At 61.6% G+C, this 15,005-nt stretch carries 8 protein-coding genes, 4 tRNA genes and 2 pseudogenes; all 14 read right to left on the bottom strand.

Annotated elements, in window-relative coordinates; all coding sequences use genetic code 11:
• Positions 1–57: 57 nt before the first annotated feature.
• Entirely contained in the window at positions 58–4,299 is a 4,242-nt protein-coding gene (gene rpoC / locus IPK20_24475) for a DNA-directed RNA polymerase subunit beta' (protein MBK8019529.1), read from the bottom strand.
• Between the two features lie 10 nt (positions 4,300–4,309).
• Entirely contained in the window at positions 4,310–8,383 is a 4,074-nt protein-coding gene (gene rpoB, locus IPK20_24480; GenBank protein MBK8019530.1) for a DNA-directed RNA polymerase subunit beta, read from the bottom strand.
• Between the two features lie 207 nt (positions 8,384–8,590).
• Entirely contained in the window at positions 8,591–8,974 is a 384-nt protein-coding gene (rplL, locus tag IPK20_24485) for a 50S ribosomal protein L7/L12 (protein MBK8019531.1), read from the bottom strand.
• A gap of 79 nt (positions 8,975–9,053) precedes the next feature.
• Positions 9,054–9,584, bottom strand: coding sequence for a 50S ribosomal protein L10 (gene rplJ, locus IPK20_24490; GenBank protein ID MBK8019532.1), 531 nt, complete (start codon positions 9,582–9,584; stop codon positions 9,054–9,056).
• Positions 9,585–9,933: 349 nt separating this feature from the next.
• On the bottom strand, positions 9,934–10,635 hold the full coding sequence (gene rplA / locus IPK20_24495) for a 50S ribosomal protein L1 (GenBank protein ID MBK8019533.1): 702 nt from the start codon (positions 10,633–10,635) through the stop codon (positions 9,934–9,936).
• A gap of 1 nt (position 10,636) precedes the next feature.
• Positions 10,637–11,068 (bottom strand): 50S ribosomal protein L11, encoded by a 432-nt coding sequence (rplK, locus tag IPK20_24500; GenBank protein MBK8019534.1) that lies wholly within the window; start codon positions 11,066–11,068, stop codon positions 10,637–10,639.
• A gap of 146 nt (positions 11,069–11,214) precedes the next feature.
• Positions 11,215–11,748: a transcription termination/antitermination protein NusG gene (nusG, locus tag IPK20_24505; protein MBK8019535.1), complete on the bottom strand. Its 534-nt coding sequence runs from the start codon at positions 11,746–11,748 to the stop codon at positions 11,215–11,217.
• Positions 11,748–12,095 carry a preprotein translocase subunit SecE gene (gene secE / locus IPK20_24510; GenBank protein MBK8019536.1) on the bottom strand — a complete coding sequence of 116 codons (348 nt, stop codon included), beginning with the start codon at positions 12,093–12,095 and terminating at the stop codon, positions 11,748–11,750. The genes nusG and secE overlap by 1 nt, the downstream gene beginning before the upstream one ends.
• Positions 12,096–12,153: 58 nt before the next feature.
• Positions 12,154–12,229, bottom strand: a tRNA-Trp gene (locus IPK20_24515).
• A 10-nt stretch (positions 12,230–12,239) separates the two neighbouring features.
• A pseudogene (gene tuf, locus IPK20_24520) lies at positions 12,240–13,429 on the bottom strand (elongation factor Tu).
• Positions 13,430–13,482: 53 nt separating this feature from the next.
• A tRNA-Thr gene (locus tag IPK20_24525) sits at positions 13,483–13,557 on the bottom strand.
• 86 nt (positions 13,558–13,643) lie between these two features.
• A tRNA-Gly gene (locus tag IPK20_24530) sits at positions 13,644–13,717 on the bottom strand.
• A 61-nt stretch (positions 13,718–13,778) separates the two neighbouring features.
• Positions 13,779–13,863: transfer RNA gene (locus IPK20_24535), tRNA-Tyr, on the bottom strand.
• Positions 13,864–13,943: 80 nt separating this feature from the next.
• Positions 13,944–14,983, bottom strand: a pseudogene (locus IPK20_24540) (NADP(H)-dependent aldo-keto reductase).
• Positions 14,984–15,005: the final 22 nt, after the last annotated feature.

Below are 15,005 nucleotides of genomic sequence, written 5' to 3' on the forward strand. Positions count from 1 at the left end.
TGAAGGGACGAGCCCGGGTAAAAAGACTGCGGAGTTTAAGGGGCCGCGCTGGCTCCGTCAAGCAACCTGCTGATTGTCCGCGGACAACCCGGCTTCCTCGGTGGAACCCTCCCCGACGAATACTTCCTGTTCCGTCAGTTCCTGTCCCTTCTTCCGCGAATTGTGGTAGGCCAGCCCGGTGCCGGCAGGAATCAAGCGGCCCACGATCACGTTCTCCTTCAGGCCACGGAGGTCGTCCTTCTTGCCCATGATGGCTGCTTCGGTCAACACCCGGGTCGTCTCCTGGAAGGATGCGGCCGAAATGAAGGCGTCCGTGGACAGGGAAGCCTTGGTGATCCCCAGCAGCAAGTACTCGTAGGTAGCCGGAACCTTGCCCTCGGCCTGGACGCGATCGTTTTCTTCCAGGACGTCCGCACGCTCGACCTGCTCTCCCGGGATGAAACGGGAATCGCCCGCATCGACAATCTGAACTCTCCGGAGCATCTGGCGGACGATGACTTCGATGTGCTTGTCGTTGATGCGCACACCCTGCAGGCGGTAGACCTCCTGCACCTCGTCCGTGATGTACCGGGCCAGTGCCTCCATTCCCCGCAACCGGAGGATGTCGTGCGGTTCCGGATCGCCTTCGACGATCTCCTCGCCGCGGTTCACCACCTGCCCGTCGTGCACCAGAACATGCTTGTCCTTCGGAATCAGGAATTCGTGGCCGATGCCGTCCAGGTCGGTGATGATCAGACGCTGCTTGCCCTTCGTATCCTTGCCGAAGGACACCGTTCCGGTGACCTCGGCAAGAACTGCCGCGTCCTTGGGAGACCGCGCCTCGAACAGCTCCGCAACGCGAGGCAGACCTCCCGTGATGTCCTTGGTCTTTGCCGATTCCTGGGGGATCCGGGCGAGCACCTCACCCACCCCCACCTCCTGCCCATCCTTCACGGTGATGATGGAATGGATCTGGAACGTGTAGACGACGGGCTGGTCGGTGGTCGGGAGCCTGAGATCGATCCCGTTCTGGTCGAGGAGCTTCACTTGCGGCCGGACGCCCTTCGCCTGAGCACTTCCACGGCGCTTGGGGTCGATCACGACCAGCGTCGACAGACCGGTGACTTCGTCGATCTGCTTCGCCACGGTGACACCTTCCTCGACGTTCTCGAACCGCACGCGTCCGCCGTACTCGGTAATGATCGGGCGGGTATGCGGATCCCATGTCGCCAGCACCGTACCGGCTTTCACCTTGGCACCGTCTGGAGCCAGAACCGTCGCGCCGTAGGGCACCTTGTGACGCTCGCGCTCGCGACCGTTGTCGTCGAGGATGAGCACTTCGCCCGAGCGCGAGATGGCCACCTGTTCGTTGCGCGCGTTCGTCACGTAACGCATGAGGGGCGAGAAGCGGACAGTTCCATTCGATTTGCTCTCGATCTGGCTGGCCACGGCCGTCCGCGATGCCGCTCCACCGATGTGGAAAGTCCGCATGGTGAGCTGGGTGCCTGGCTCACCGATCGACTGCGCGGCGATCACACCCACGGCTTCGCCGACATTCACCAGCATCCCCCGACCGAGATCGCGTCCGTAGCACTTGGCACACAATCCGTAGCGGGTGTCACAGGTGAGCGGCGTGCGGACCTTGACCTCGTCGATACCCAGGCTTTCGATGGTATCGACCGCCTCTTCGTCAAGCAGGGTTCCGGCGGGGATGACCACGTCGCCGGATTCCGGGCTGGCGAGATCCAGGGCAGCGACCCGGCCGAGGATCCGCTCACGCAGGGCCTCGACCACTTCACCGCCTTCCACGAGCGCCTTCATCGCCACGCCGTTGGTCGTGCCGCAATCGTCTTCCGTCACCACGAGATCCTGCGTGACATCCACGAGGCGGCGCGTCAGATATCCCGAGTTCGCTGTCTTCAGCGCCGTGTCGGCCAGTCCCTTCCGCGCTCCGTGAGTGGAGATGAAGTACTGCAGAACGTTGAGGCCTTCACGGAAGTTGGTCGTGATCGGCGTCTCGATGATGGAGCCGTCAGGCTTAGCCATCAGACCCCGCATACCCGCCAGCTGGCGGATCTGGGCAGCGGATCCCCGCGCTCCGGAATCCGCCATCATGTAGATGGAGTTGAAGGATTCCTGGAACATCGGATTGCCCTTGTCGTCCTTCAGCTGGACGACATCCCCGCTGTCTGCGGCACCGGTGACCGGCTCCGATCCGAGCTGCTCCATCATGGCCTTCGCCACCATGTCGCCAGCGCGGCCCCAGATATCCACCACCTTGTTGTAGCGCTCGCCCTGGGTCACGAGACCTGAGGTGTACTGAGCCTCGATCTCCTGCACTTCCTTTTCGGCCGAGGCGATGATTTCGTCCTTCTGCGGCGGCACCCGCATGTCGTCCACGCAGATGGACACGCCTGCACGCGTCGCCATGGAGAAGCCCGTGTACATCAGCTTGTCCGCGAAAATCACCGTCTCGCGAAGACCGCAGCGGCGGAAGGCGGCATTGATGAGACGCGAGATTTCCTTCTTCTTGAGCGCCTTGTTGATGGTGCTGAAGGGCAGCCCCGGGGGAAGTATCTCGGACAGCAGGGCGCGGCCGACCGTCGTCTCGTAACGGGTCAGCTTGTCACGCAAGGAGCCGTCCTCCGCGAACTCCTGCTCGCGGATGCGCACGCGGATGCGCGCATTCACGTCCACCTGACGCGTCTCGTAGGCGCGCGCCACTTCGGAGACATCGATGAAGGACATACCCTCGCCGCGCGCCCGCACCCTCTCGCGGGTCACGTAGTACAGACCCAGCACGATGTCCTGCGAAGGAACGATGATCGGATCGCCGTTGGCGGGGGATAGCACGTTGTTCGACGAAAGCATGAGCGTGCGTGCTTCCATCTGGGCCTCGAGGGACAGCGGCACGTGAACGGCCATCTGGTCGCCGTCGAAGTCGGCGTTGAACGCCGCACAGACGAGCGGGTGCAGCTGGATTGCCTTCCCTTCGATCAGCACCGGCTCGAAGGCCTGGATGCCGAGACGGTGCAGCGTCGGCGCACGATTGAGCAGCACCGGATGTTCACGGATCACCTCTTCTAGGATGTCCCATACCTCCGGCACCTCGGCTTCGACCAACCGCTTGGCCGCCTTGATCGTCGTCGCGAGACCGAGAATCTCGAGCTTGTGGAAGATGAACGGCTTGAACAGTTCCAGCGCCATTTTCTTGGGCAGGCCGCATTGGTGCAGCTTGAGCTGAGGACCGACCACGATCACTGATCGGCCCGAATAGTCGACGCGCTTGCCCAGCAGGTTCTGACGGAATCGGCCCCCCTTGCCCTTGATCATGTCGGCCAGGGACTTGAGCGGCCGCTTGTTCGCACCGGTCATCGCCTTGCCGCGGCGCCCGTTGTCGAGGAGCGAGTCCACGGCTTCCTGCAGCATCCGCTTCTCGTTGCGCACGATGATCTCTGGCGCCTTCAGTTCCAGCAGACGCTTGAGGCGGTTGTTGCGGTTGATCACCCGCCGGTAGAGATCGTTGAGATCCGACGTGGCGAAGCGGCCACCGTCCAGCGGCACGAGAGGACGAAGCTCCGGCGGAAGAACCGGAAGAACTTCCATCACCATCCATTCGGGCTTAATGCCGGATTTCTGGAACGCCTCGAGAACCTTGAGACGCTTGGCGATCTTCTTGATCTTGGTTTCGGAATCCGTCGCGGCGAGGTCCTTGCGCAGGCGGTCGATCTCGCGATTCAGATCGAGATTTCGCAACAGGGCGCGCACGCCCTCGGCGCCCATGGCAGCTGAGAACTCGTCGCCATACTCCTCGACCTTCGCCAGGTAGTCGTCCTCGGTCAGGAGCTGCCCGGCCTGCAATGGCGTCATTCCGGGGTGGGTCACCACGTAGGCTTCGAAGTACAGGACCCGCTCGATGTCGCGAAGCGTCATGTCCAGCACCATGCCAAGCCGGGAGGGCAGCGACTTCAGGAACCAGATGTGAGCCACCGGGCTCGCCAGCTCGATGTGTCCCATCCGCTCACGGCGCACTTTCGACAGCGTGACTTCGACGCCGCACTTCTCGCAGATCACACCGCGGTGCTTGAGCCGCTTGTACTTGCCGCACAGGCACTCGTAGTCCTTCACCGGACCGAAGATCTTGGCGCAGAACAGTCCGTCACGCTCAGGCTTGAAAGTCCGGTAGTTGATCGTCTCCGGCTTCTTGACCTCGCCGTACGACCAGGACCGGATCTTCTCGGGCGAGGCCAGCCCGATCTTGATCGAGTCGAACTCTTCTTCCTGCGTGACCTGCTTGAACAAATCGAGTAGCGCTTTCATGTGCGACTCCTTAGTAGCGATCGAGATCGATGTCGATCGCCAGAGAACGGATTTCCTTCACTAGCACGTTGAACGATTCGGGCATGCCCGCATCGATCTTGTGCTCGCCCTTCACGATGTTCTCGTAGACCTTGGTCCGGCCGGTCACATCATCGGACTTGACGGTGAGCATCTCCTGCAGGACGTAGGAAGCACCGTAGGCTTCGAGGGCCCACACCTCCATCTCGCCGAAGCGCTGGCCACCGAACTGCGCCTTGCCGCCCAGAGGCTGTTGCGTGACCAGCGAGTACGGTCCGGTCGATCGGGCATGCATCTTGTCGTCGACCAGATGGTGCAGCTTCAGCACATGCATGTAGCCCACCGTGACAGGACGTTCGAAGGACTCCCCCGTCCGGCCGTCGAAAAGCGCGATCTGTCCGCTCTTGGGCAGGCCCGCGAGTTCCAGCATCGTCTTGATCTCGCTTTCCGTCGCCCCGTCGAACACCGGGGTGGCGAAGGGCACGCCCTTCGACAGGTTCCGGCACAGCTCGACCACTTCGACGTCCGTCAGCGCCCCGATATCTTCCTGACGTCCGCTCGAGTTGTAGATGAGTTCCAGCGCCTTGCGCAGGTCGGCGATCTTCGCCTGAGCCACCAGCATGGCGTTGATCCGGTGTCCCAGGCCTTTCGCCGCCCAGCCCAGATGGGTCTCGAGAATCTGACCCACGTTCATCCGCGACGGCACACCGAGGGGGTTGAGCACGATGTCCATCGGCGTCCCTTCGGCCGTATGAGGCATATCCTCGATCGGCACGATCTTGGAGATCACACCCTTATTCCCGTGGCGGCCGGCCATCTTGTCGCCGGGCTGCAACCTGCGCTTCACCGCCAGATACACCTTCACCATCTTCTGCACGCCAGGCGGAAGCTCGTCACCGCTCGTCAACTTCCGCTTCTTCTCTTCAAACGCTGCGTCGAACTCGGTGCGCTTCTGCGAAAGACCGTCCTTCAGCTGTTCCAGCTGGGCCTGCGCCTCGTCATCGGCGAGCCGGATGTCGAACCACGAGTGGCGCTCGTTGTCGTCCAGGTAAGCCTGCGTGATCTTGGTGCCCTTGGCGAGCTTCTTGGGCCCGCCGTTGGCCACCTTGCCCAGGAGCAGCCGCCCGATCCGTGCGAACGAGTCTCCCTCGACGATGCGCAGCTGATCGTGCAGATCCGTCTTGTAGCGGCGCAGTTCGTCATCGATGATCTGCTGAGCGCGCTTGTCGCGCTCGATGCCTTCGCGGGTGAAGACCTGAACGTCGATGACCGTGCCTGACATGCCGGAGGGCACGCGCAGGCTCGTATCCTTCACGTCGGACGCCTTCTCGCCGAAGATGGCCCGCAACAGCTTCTCTTCCGGAGTGAGCTGGGTTTCTCCCTTGGGGGTCACCTTGCCCACGAGGACATCACCTGCTTCCACCTCCGCACCGATGTAGACGATGCCCGACTCGTCCAGGCGCGCAAGCTGAGCCTCGGACAGGTTGGAGATGTCGCGCGTGATCTCCTCGGGCCCCAGCTTGGTGTCACGCGCGACGACCGTCAGTTCCTCGATGTGGATCGAGGTGAAGCGGTCATCCGCCACCACACGTTCGGAAATGAGGATCGAATCCTCGAAGTTGTAGCCGTTCCAGGGCATGAACGCCACGAGCAGATTCTGCCCGAGCGCCAGTTCACCCATGTCGGTCGAGGCACCGTCGGCGATCACGTCTCCCCGGGCGATGATGTCACCCGCGCGAACGACCGGCCGCTGATTGATGTTGGTGTTCTGGTTGGAACGCGTGTACTTGGTCAAATTGTAGATGTCGACGCCCACCTCGCCTGCCAACGCCTCGTCATCATGGACCCGAACGACGATACGGCTGGCATCCACGTAATCCACCACGCCACCGCGCCGAGCCTGGACTGCCGTGCCGGAGTCGACAGCCACGGTTCTTTCGATGCCCGTGCCCACGAGAGGCTTCTCGGCACGCAGACACGGGACCGCCTGACGCTGCATGTTCGAACCCATCAAGGCTCGGTTCGCGTCGTCGTGCTCCAGGAACGGAATCAACGAAGCGGCCACGGACACGATCTGCGAAGGCGCCACGTCCATGTACTGCACCTTGTCGGGTGCGGCCAGCGCGAACTCGTTGTGATTGCGGCAGGAAACGAGTTCATCCATCAGAACGCCATCGCCATCCACCGTCGCATTCGCCTGGGCGATCACGTACTGCCCTTCTTCGATGGCAGACAGGAAGTGGATTTCCGGCGTGACCTTGCGGTCGCGGACGACCCGGTACGGCGTCTCCAGGAACCCGTATTCGTTGGTTCTGGCGTACAGCGCCAGCGAGTTGATCAGGCCGATGTTCGGGCCTTCCGGCGTTTCGATCGGACACACCCGGCCGTAGTGAGTGGGATGCACGTCCCGGACCTCGAAACCCGCCCGCTCGCGGGTAAGACCGCCCGGCCCGAGCGCCGAGACACGCCGCTTGTGGGTGACTTCGGACAGAGGATTCGTCTGGTCCATGAACTGGGACAGCTGGCTGGAACCGAAGAATTCCCGCACCGCTGCGCTGACCGGCTTTGCGTTGATCAGGTCATGCGGCATCAGATTCTCGGATTCCGCCTGTGACAGGCGCTCCTTCACTGCGCGTTCGACGCGAACCAGACCTGCCCGGAACTGGTTTTCCGCGAGTTCACCTACCGAACGGACCCGGCGGTTGCCAAGATGGTCGATGTCGTCGATCTCGCCGCGACCGTTGCGCAGTTCCACGAGAATCTTGATGACGGCAATGATGTCTTCGTTCGACAACGTTCCCGAGCCGAGCAACTCCTCCCTGCCGACGCGCCGGTTGAACTTCATCCTGCCGACAGCGGACAGGTCGTAGCGCTCGTCATTGTAGAAAAGCCCCTGGAACAGCGTCTTGACGGCATCTTCCGTGGGCGGTTCGCCCGGGCGCATCATGCGGTAGATGGCCACTTGCGCGGTCATCTGATCGACCGTCTCGTCGATGCGCAGCGTCTGCGAGATGAAGGGTCCCTGATCCAGATGATTCGTATAGATCGTCTGGATCGACTGAACGCCGTTGCCCGCGAGTTTGACGATGAGGTCAGGCGTCAACTCATCGTTGGCCTGAGCGAGAATTTCTCCCGTTTCCGGATTGATCACATTCTTGGCGAGCACGCGGCCCACCACGAAATCCTCGCCGATGGGAACCCGGGTAACGCCTGCCTGCTCGATTTCCCGCACGTGCCGCGCCGTGATGCGCTTGTCACGCTGGACGATCGCCTTGCCTTGCTTCGTGACGATGTCGAACCGGGCGATCTCGCCCCGGAGACGTTCCGGCACGACTTCGAATTCAACGCCCTCATTGGAGAGATGGAACGTGTCGAATGCAAAGAACTCCTTCAGTATCTGCTCGGGCGACATCCCGATCGACTTGAGAAGGATCGTGACCGGCATCTTGCGCCGGCGGTCCACTCGGAAATAGAGGTAGTCCTTGGGGTCGAATTCGAAATCGAGCCAGGAGCCACGATAGGGAATGATCCGGGCCGAAAACAGCAGCTTGCCGGAACTGTGAGTCTTGCCCCGATCATGCTCGAAGAACACGCCGGGCGACCGGTGCAACTGGGAGACGATCACGCGCTCGGTGCCGTTGATGATGAAGGACCCGGTGTCCGTCATGAGCGGTATCTCGCCCATGTAGACCTCCTGCTCCTTCACCTCCTTGACGGTGGGCTTCGGCGCCTCCTTGTCCATGATGGTCAAACGGACCTTCGCCCGCAGGGGTGCTGCGAACGTCAAGCCGCGCTGCTGGCATTCCTTCACGTCGAAGGGCGGCGTCCCGAGCATGTAGCTGACATAGTCGAGGCGTGCATTGCCCGAATGCGAGACGATCGGGAAGATCGATGTGAACGCCGCCTGGAGACCCTGGTTGTTCCGCGCCTCCACGGAGAGGTCGGATTGCAGGAACTGGGCGTAAGATTCGATCTGGGTGGCGAGCAGGTATGGTACTTCCTGCACCACTTCGCGCTTGGCGAAGCTCTTCCGGATTCGTTTCTTCTCGGTGAAGGTATAGCTCATGGTCACCCCACTGGAGAGTTGAGGGACACGGCAGGGCCGTGTGGGTACAACAGATACGACAGGCATGACACAACCCTCCGTGCCCCTGGGGCCGGAATGGGTCGATGGCGTCGCGACGCGGGCTGTGTGATGACGGCTGTATTCAACAAGTGGCGACAGGCCGGCGGTTTCCCGCCGGCCCGTCCTGATACATTCCCCGATTCGTAATTACTTGATTTCCGCGGTTGCGCCCGCATCCGTCAGCTTCTTGGCCACAGCTTCGGCTTCGGCCTTCGGCACGCCTTCCTTCACGGGCTTCGGCGCGCCGTCGACCAGGTCCTTCGCTTCCTTCAGGCCCAGGCCGGTGATTTCGCGAACGACCTTGATGACGTTCACCTTGTTGTCGCCGGTCTTGGCGAGAACGACCGTGAATTCGGTCTTCTCTTCGGCAGCCGGGGCCGCTCCGCCACCCGCGGCCGGGGCCGCGACTGCCACCGCCGCCGCTGCCGCGGAAACGCCGAACTTGTCCTCCATCTCCTTGATGAGTTCGGACAGTTCGAGAACGGTCATGCCGGAAATTGCGTCGAGAATTTCTGCTTTGGACAGTGCCATGATCTAGTTAGCTCCTGATTCGAGTGCCGGCTGCTTCGAAAGCCGGCCTGGATTGGTCGATGAGTGTTCCGAAAACCGGTTACGCCGGCTGCTCCGCCTTCTTGTCGCGAATCGCAGCGACCGTCCGCACGAATCGTCCGGGCACCTCGTTCAAGGTGCGGACGAATTGCGAAATGGGCGCCTGCATGGTTCCCAACAGCTTGGCCAGCAGTTCGTCGCGGCTTGGCAGGGTGGCGAGGGCCGCAACTTCCTTCGGTCCCATCACCACATTGGGCATCGCCCCGCCGCGGATGACGAACTTGTCGTTCGCCTTGGCGTACTCGTGCATCACCTTGGCTACCGCCACCGGATCGGACGACATGCCATACGCCAGCGGACCGATCATCTTGTCGGCCAGATTGGCGAACGGCGTCTCCGCCACGGCGCGGCGTGCCAGCGTATTGCGAAGCACGCGGAAGTAGACACCCGACTCACGCGCTTTCGCGCGCAACTTCGTCATGTCACCTACCCCGATGCCGCGATACTCGGCAAGCACGATAGCCTGAGCCTGCGCGACCTTCGCGCCGACCTCGGCCACCACCGCCTTCTTCTGCTCCAGATTCAGACCCAAGGTCTTGCCTCCTTGCGCTTGTCACATGAAACGGGGTATCGGTACAGCACCCTTTCGGGCCCGTCCCCCTTGTCACGGCGACCTTCGATCAGGACTGCCAACAGTGGTCGCTCCACCGTGAGGTTCGGCGACCGCCATATACGACCTGCTTCGGGTACACCGTCTGCGTAGGACTCGGGGCTGCCATCACACCTTCCGGAACACATGCTCCCTGGTGCGACCAGCCCTTCATTAAGCGACCGTTGCTCCTACGGTCTTTGACGAATCGATCGGGCCAAGAAGACGGCTTCGACCGATCCCAAAGTCTTCACAATTCCGCCCCGCCTCATGGCAGGGCGAATCCATCAGTTCATGCTTGCTGCTGCAGACTCGCCTGATCGACGCGAACACCCACGCCCATCGTGCTTGTCAGAGAGATCTTCCGGAGATAGATCCCCTTCGCCGCCGCCGGACGCGCCTTGTTCAGCGCATCGACGAGGGCAAGCAGATTCTCCCGCAACGCAACCGGTTCGAACGACGCACGCCCGATCGTGCACTGCACGATTCCGGCCTTGTCCGTGCGGTATTGGACCTGGCCAGCCTTGGCATTGCGAACGGCTTCGGCCACGTTGGGCGTCACCGTGCCGACCTTCGGGTTGGGCATCAAGCCGCGCGGCCCCAGGATCTGACCAAGTTGACCCACCACCCGCATGGCATCCGGGGCGGCAATACAGACATCGAAAGCGATGTTGCCGGCCTTCACCTGCTCGGCAATGTCTTCCATCCCGACAAGATCGGCCCCAGCGGCCTGAGCCGCCTTGGCTGCCTCACCTTGCGCGAACACGGCAACACGCACGGTCTTGCCAGTGCCGCGCGGAAGGACAACCGAACCGCGGACGACCTGGTCCGACTTCTTGGCGTCGACACCAAGATTGATCGCGACGTCGATGGACTCGTTGAACTTGGCTGTCGCATTCTGCTTCACCAGGCCGATCGCGTCGTCCACGCCGTAGAGCTTGGTCCGGTCAACCGTGGTCCGCAGGGTCTTGACCCGCTTCGAAAGCTTTGCCATGTCACAGCCCCTCCACTTCGATGCCCATGCTGCGGGCGCTGCCTGCGATCGTCTTGACGGCAGCATCCATATCGGATGCGGTGAGATCGGGCATCTTGGTCTTTGCGATCTGCTCGGCTTGGGCGCGCGTCAGCTTCCCCACCTTGTCGGTATGCGGCTTGGGCGAGCCCTTGGTGACGCCAGCCGCTTTCTTGATGAGCACGGTTGCGGGCGGCGTCTTCATCACGAACGTGAAACTCTTGTCCGCGAAAGCCGTGATCACGACTGGAATGGGCAGCCCCACTTCCAGCCCTTGGGTCTGGGCATTGAACGCCTTGCAGAACTCCATGATGTTCAATCCGCGCTGACCCAGCGCGGGGCCGATGGGAGGCGACGGGTTCGCCTTCCCGGCAGGCACCTGTAACTTGATGTAGCCGATGACCTTCTTTGCCATGATGATTCCTCATGCGGGTGCAAGCGCCCCGACGTCTCGCCCGGGCTCCCCGATCAAATTTGCGGCCCAAACTGCGTCTTGCCAGGAGACGGCGGCCGCAAAGGCGTCTCCTGCAACTGCCCGTCCGAAACGACAGAACGGACGGATCAGGATTTCTCGACCTGCCCGAACTCCAGCTCGACCGGAGTAGCTCGCCCAAAGATGGACACCGAGACTCGCAGTTTGCTCTTGTCGTAGTTCACTTCCTCGACGGTCCCATGGAAGTCGGTAAAGGGGCCATCCTTCACTCTCACCGATTCGCCCGGCTCGAAGAGCACCTTGGGCTTGGGCTTTTCCACCCCTTCCTGGATCTGCTGCAGGATCGCCTGCACTTCCCGCTCGGAGATCGGTGTGGGCTTGTGAGCGCTGCCCCCGACGAATCCGGTCACTTTGGGGGTGTTCTTGACGAGGTGCCATGAATCGTCGGTCATTTCCATCTCGACGAGCACATAGCCGGGGAAGAACTTGCGCTCCGAAATGCTCTTCTGCCCGGATTTCATTTCGACCACTTCTTCGACAGGCACCAGAATCTGCCCGAATTGGTCTTGCATCCCCGCCCGTTCGATACGCTCCAAGAGCGCCTTGTGGACGTTCTTTTCGAAACCGGAATAGGCGTGAACCACATACCAGCGCTTTGCCATCATTCGCTCCGTCCCATCATGACGCGTACGAGCCAGACAAGGGAGCCATCGACGATCCAGAGGAACAAGGCCATGATGACGACGAACAGCATCACGATGCCCGTTGTCTGGATCGTTTCCTTGCGCGTGGGCCAGACGACCTTGCGGGTCTCCGCGACCGATTCCTGCGCGAAGACATAGAAAACCTTCCCTGGCGCCGAGGTCCAGGCGAGCGCCGCAGCCGCGATCACGCCTGCGACGACGCAGAGCACTCTGACGATCAGAAGGCTATCGGCCAGCAGGTAGTAGCCCGCAACACCGGCCGCCACCAACAGCACCGAACCCGCGAGCTTGATTTTATCTATCATGAACGATCAGGAAGACAACCTGCTCCGCGACCACACCACTCGGTGCAGGCCGTCGGGATGGCAGGCCAGGAGGGTCTCGAACCCCCAACCTTCGGTTTTGGAGACCGACGCTCTGCCAATTGAGCTACTGGCCTGTACTCCGCATTACTCGATGATCTTGGCCACGACGCCCGCACCTACCGTGCGACCGCCTTCCCGTATCGCAAACCTCAGCCCTTCTTCCATCGCAATCGGCTGAATCAGGCTCACCGTGATCGACACGTTGTCTCCAGGCATCACCATCTCCGTCCCAGACGGCAACTCAATCGACCCCGTCACGTCCGTCGTCCGAAAATAAAACTGCGGCCGATACCCATTGAAGAACGGCGTGTGCCTCCCCCCTTCTTCCTTCCTCAGCACGTAAATCTCCGCCGTGAACTTCGTGTGCGGCGTGATCGACCCCGGCTTCGCCAACACCTGACCACGCTCCACTTCCTCTCGCTTCGTCCCGCGCAGCAGCACCCCTACGTTGTCCCCAGCCTGCCCCTGATCCAGCAGCTTCCGGAACATCTCCACACCCGTGCACACCGTCTTCGTCGTCGGCTTCAAGCCCACGATCTCAATCTCGTCTCCCACCTTCACGATCCCGCGCTCGATCCTCCCCGTCACCACCGTCCCACGTCCAGAGATCGAAAACACGTCTTCCACAGGCATCAAAAACGTCCCGTCCAACGCCCGCTTCGGCTCAGGAATGTAGCTGTCCAGCGCCGCCGCCAGCTTCATGATCGCCCCTTCGCCCAAATCCCCCTTGTCCCCTTCCAACGCCTTCAGCGCCGATCCAATCACGATCGGCGTGTCGTCCCCAGGAAACTCATACTTCGACAACAGCTCCCGAACCTCCAACTCCACCAGCTCGAGCAACTCCTTGTCATCCACCATGTCCGCCTTGTTCATGAACACGATGATGTACGGCACCCCCACCTGCCTCGCCAGCAGTATGTGCTCCCGCGTCTGCGGCATCGGCCCGTCCGCCGCACTCACCACCAATATCGCCCCGTCCATCTGCGCCGCACCCGTGATCATGTTCTTCACGTAGTCCGCATGACCAGGACAGTCCACGTGCGCATAGTGCCGGTTCTCCGTCTCATACCCACGTGCGCCGTGTTGATCGTGATCCCACGCGCCTTCTCCTCCGGCGCCGCATCGATCTCGTCGTACTTCTTCGCCTCTCCACCAAACTTCGTCGACAGCACCGTCGTGATCGCCGCCGTCAGCGTCGTCTTCCCATGGTCCACGTGACCTATCGTCCCCACGTTCACGTGCGGCTTCGTCCGCTCAAACTTGCCCTTAGCCATGATGATGATCGTCCTTAGTGATGCTTACCGAACCTGACATCGATTGATGAAGATGGTGCCGATGACGCGGATTGAACGCGTGACCTCTCCCTTACCAAGGGAGTGCTCTACCACTGAGCTACATCGGCGTCTGATTCCTGCCTCTGTCCGCGCGGTTGGTCGGCCTCGCACAAGAGCCACAACTAAAACTTCCCGGCGCCGGAACGCCGGACCTTGGAGCGGGTGAAGGGAATCGAACCCTCGTCGTAAGCTTGGAAGGCTTCTGCTCTACCATTGAGCTACACCCGCCTCGAACCGCCTTGTCGGCACGCAGTCTGCAGCGCCTCGACACCCGAACCTTGACCGTCGTTGGTGGAGGGGGAAGGATTCGAACCTTCGAAGGCAGAGCCGGCAGATTTACAGTCTGCTCCCTTTGACCGCTCGGGAACCCCTCCGACGAAACGCGCAATTATCTTGATCCGGCGGCGCACTGTCAAACGCGCCGCGGATTTTCGGCAAGAATTAGTCGCGAATTTCAGACAGCGGGGTTCGGATTGCGCAGGTGAAGGTCGTCGATGCTTGCCAGAACATCCGGGCCGAGATGGACATCGGTCACGCCAAGATTCTCGCGCAACTGCTCCATTGATGTGGCCCCGATGATGGTGCTGGCCGTAAACCAGCGACTTTTGACGAAAGCGAGCGCTAACGTAGATGGAGACATACCGTGTTTCCTGGCGAGCGCTGAATACGCCTCGACCGCGCTTTCGACGTTGGGCTTCTGGTACCTCTGCCCGAACGGCGGAAACCGGGTGAGGCGTGCACCTTCCGGCTGGGCGCCCTGCAGGTATTTCCCCGTAAGGTGTCCGAATCCCAGCGGGCTGTAGGCCAGCAGCGGCACACCTTCCCGACGCACCACTTCGGACAGCCCGGCTTCAAAGGTCCGGTTCAGGAGGTTGTAGGCATTCTGGATCGACACCACGCGGGGCAGACCCGGGCGTTCGGAGGCCGCGAGAAACTGCAGCGTTCCCCACGGAGTCTCGTTGCTGAGACCAATGTGGCGGATCTTGCCCGCCTTCACCATGCCAGCCAGGGCTTCCAGCTGTGTGGCGATCGGGACAGTCGGCCTTTCGTCCGCGGGGTCGTAGTGGATCTTGCCAAAGCTCGGAACGTAGCGGTCGGGCCAGTGGATCTGGTAGAGATCGATGTAGTCGGTTTGCAGCCGGCGCAGACTTCCCTCGACGGCTTCCTTCACCTCGGATGCGCCGATGGCGAGATCCCCACGCCTCACCCAGCCGAATCCTCGCCCCGGCCCCGTGATCTTGGTGGCGAGAATGACACTGTCCCTGGGCCGCCGCTTGAGCCAGCTCCCGACGAATTCCTCCGAGCGACCCTGAGTCTCGGCACGGGGTGGAACGGGATACATCTCCGCCACGTCGATGAAGTTCACCCGCGGTCGAAGGCGAAGTCGAGTTGCTCATGTGCCTGGGCTTCGGTGTTCTGTTCGCCGAACGTCATCGTGCCCAGACAGATCTCGGACACGGACAGGTCGCTGTCCCCCAGCTTGTTGTATTTCATGAAAAAACTCCGAGATATCGAG

It is taken from the genome of Betaproteobacteria bacterium, from assembly GCA_016713305.1.
GTDB lineage: Bacteria > Pseudomonadota > Gammaproteobacteria > Burkholderiales.

Bases quoted from the DNA above. Each gene is read 5' to 3' on its own strand.
- rpoC (MBK8019529.1), bottom strand. From the start codon at position 4,299: ATGAAAGCGCTACTCGATTTGTTCAAGCAGGTCACGCAGGAAGAAGAG.
- rpoB (MBK8019530.1), bottom strand. From the start codon at position 8,383: ATGAGCTATACCTTCACCGAGAAGAAACGAATCCGGAAGAGCTTCGCC.
- rplL (MBK8019531.1), bottom strand. From the start codon at position 8,974: ATGGCACTGTCCAAAGCAGAAATTCTCGACGCAATTTCCGGCATGACC.
- rplA (MBK8019533.1), bottom strand. From the start codon at position 10,635: ATGGCAAAGCTTTCGAAGCGGGTCAAGACCCTGCGGACCACGGTTGAC.
- rplK (MBK8019534.1), bottom strand. From the start codon at position 11,068: ATGGCAAAGAAGGTCATCGGCTACATCAAGTTACAGGTGCCTGCCGGG.
- nusG (MBK8019535.1), bottom strand. From the start codon at position 11,748: ATGGCAAAGCGCTGGTATGTGGTTCACGCCTATTCCGGTTTCGAAAAG.
- secE (MBK8019536.1), bottom strand. From the start codon at position 12,095: ATGATAGATAAAATCAAGCTCGCGGGTTCGGTGCTGTTGGTGGCGGCC.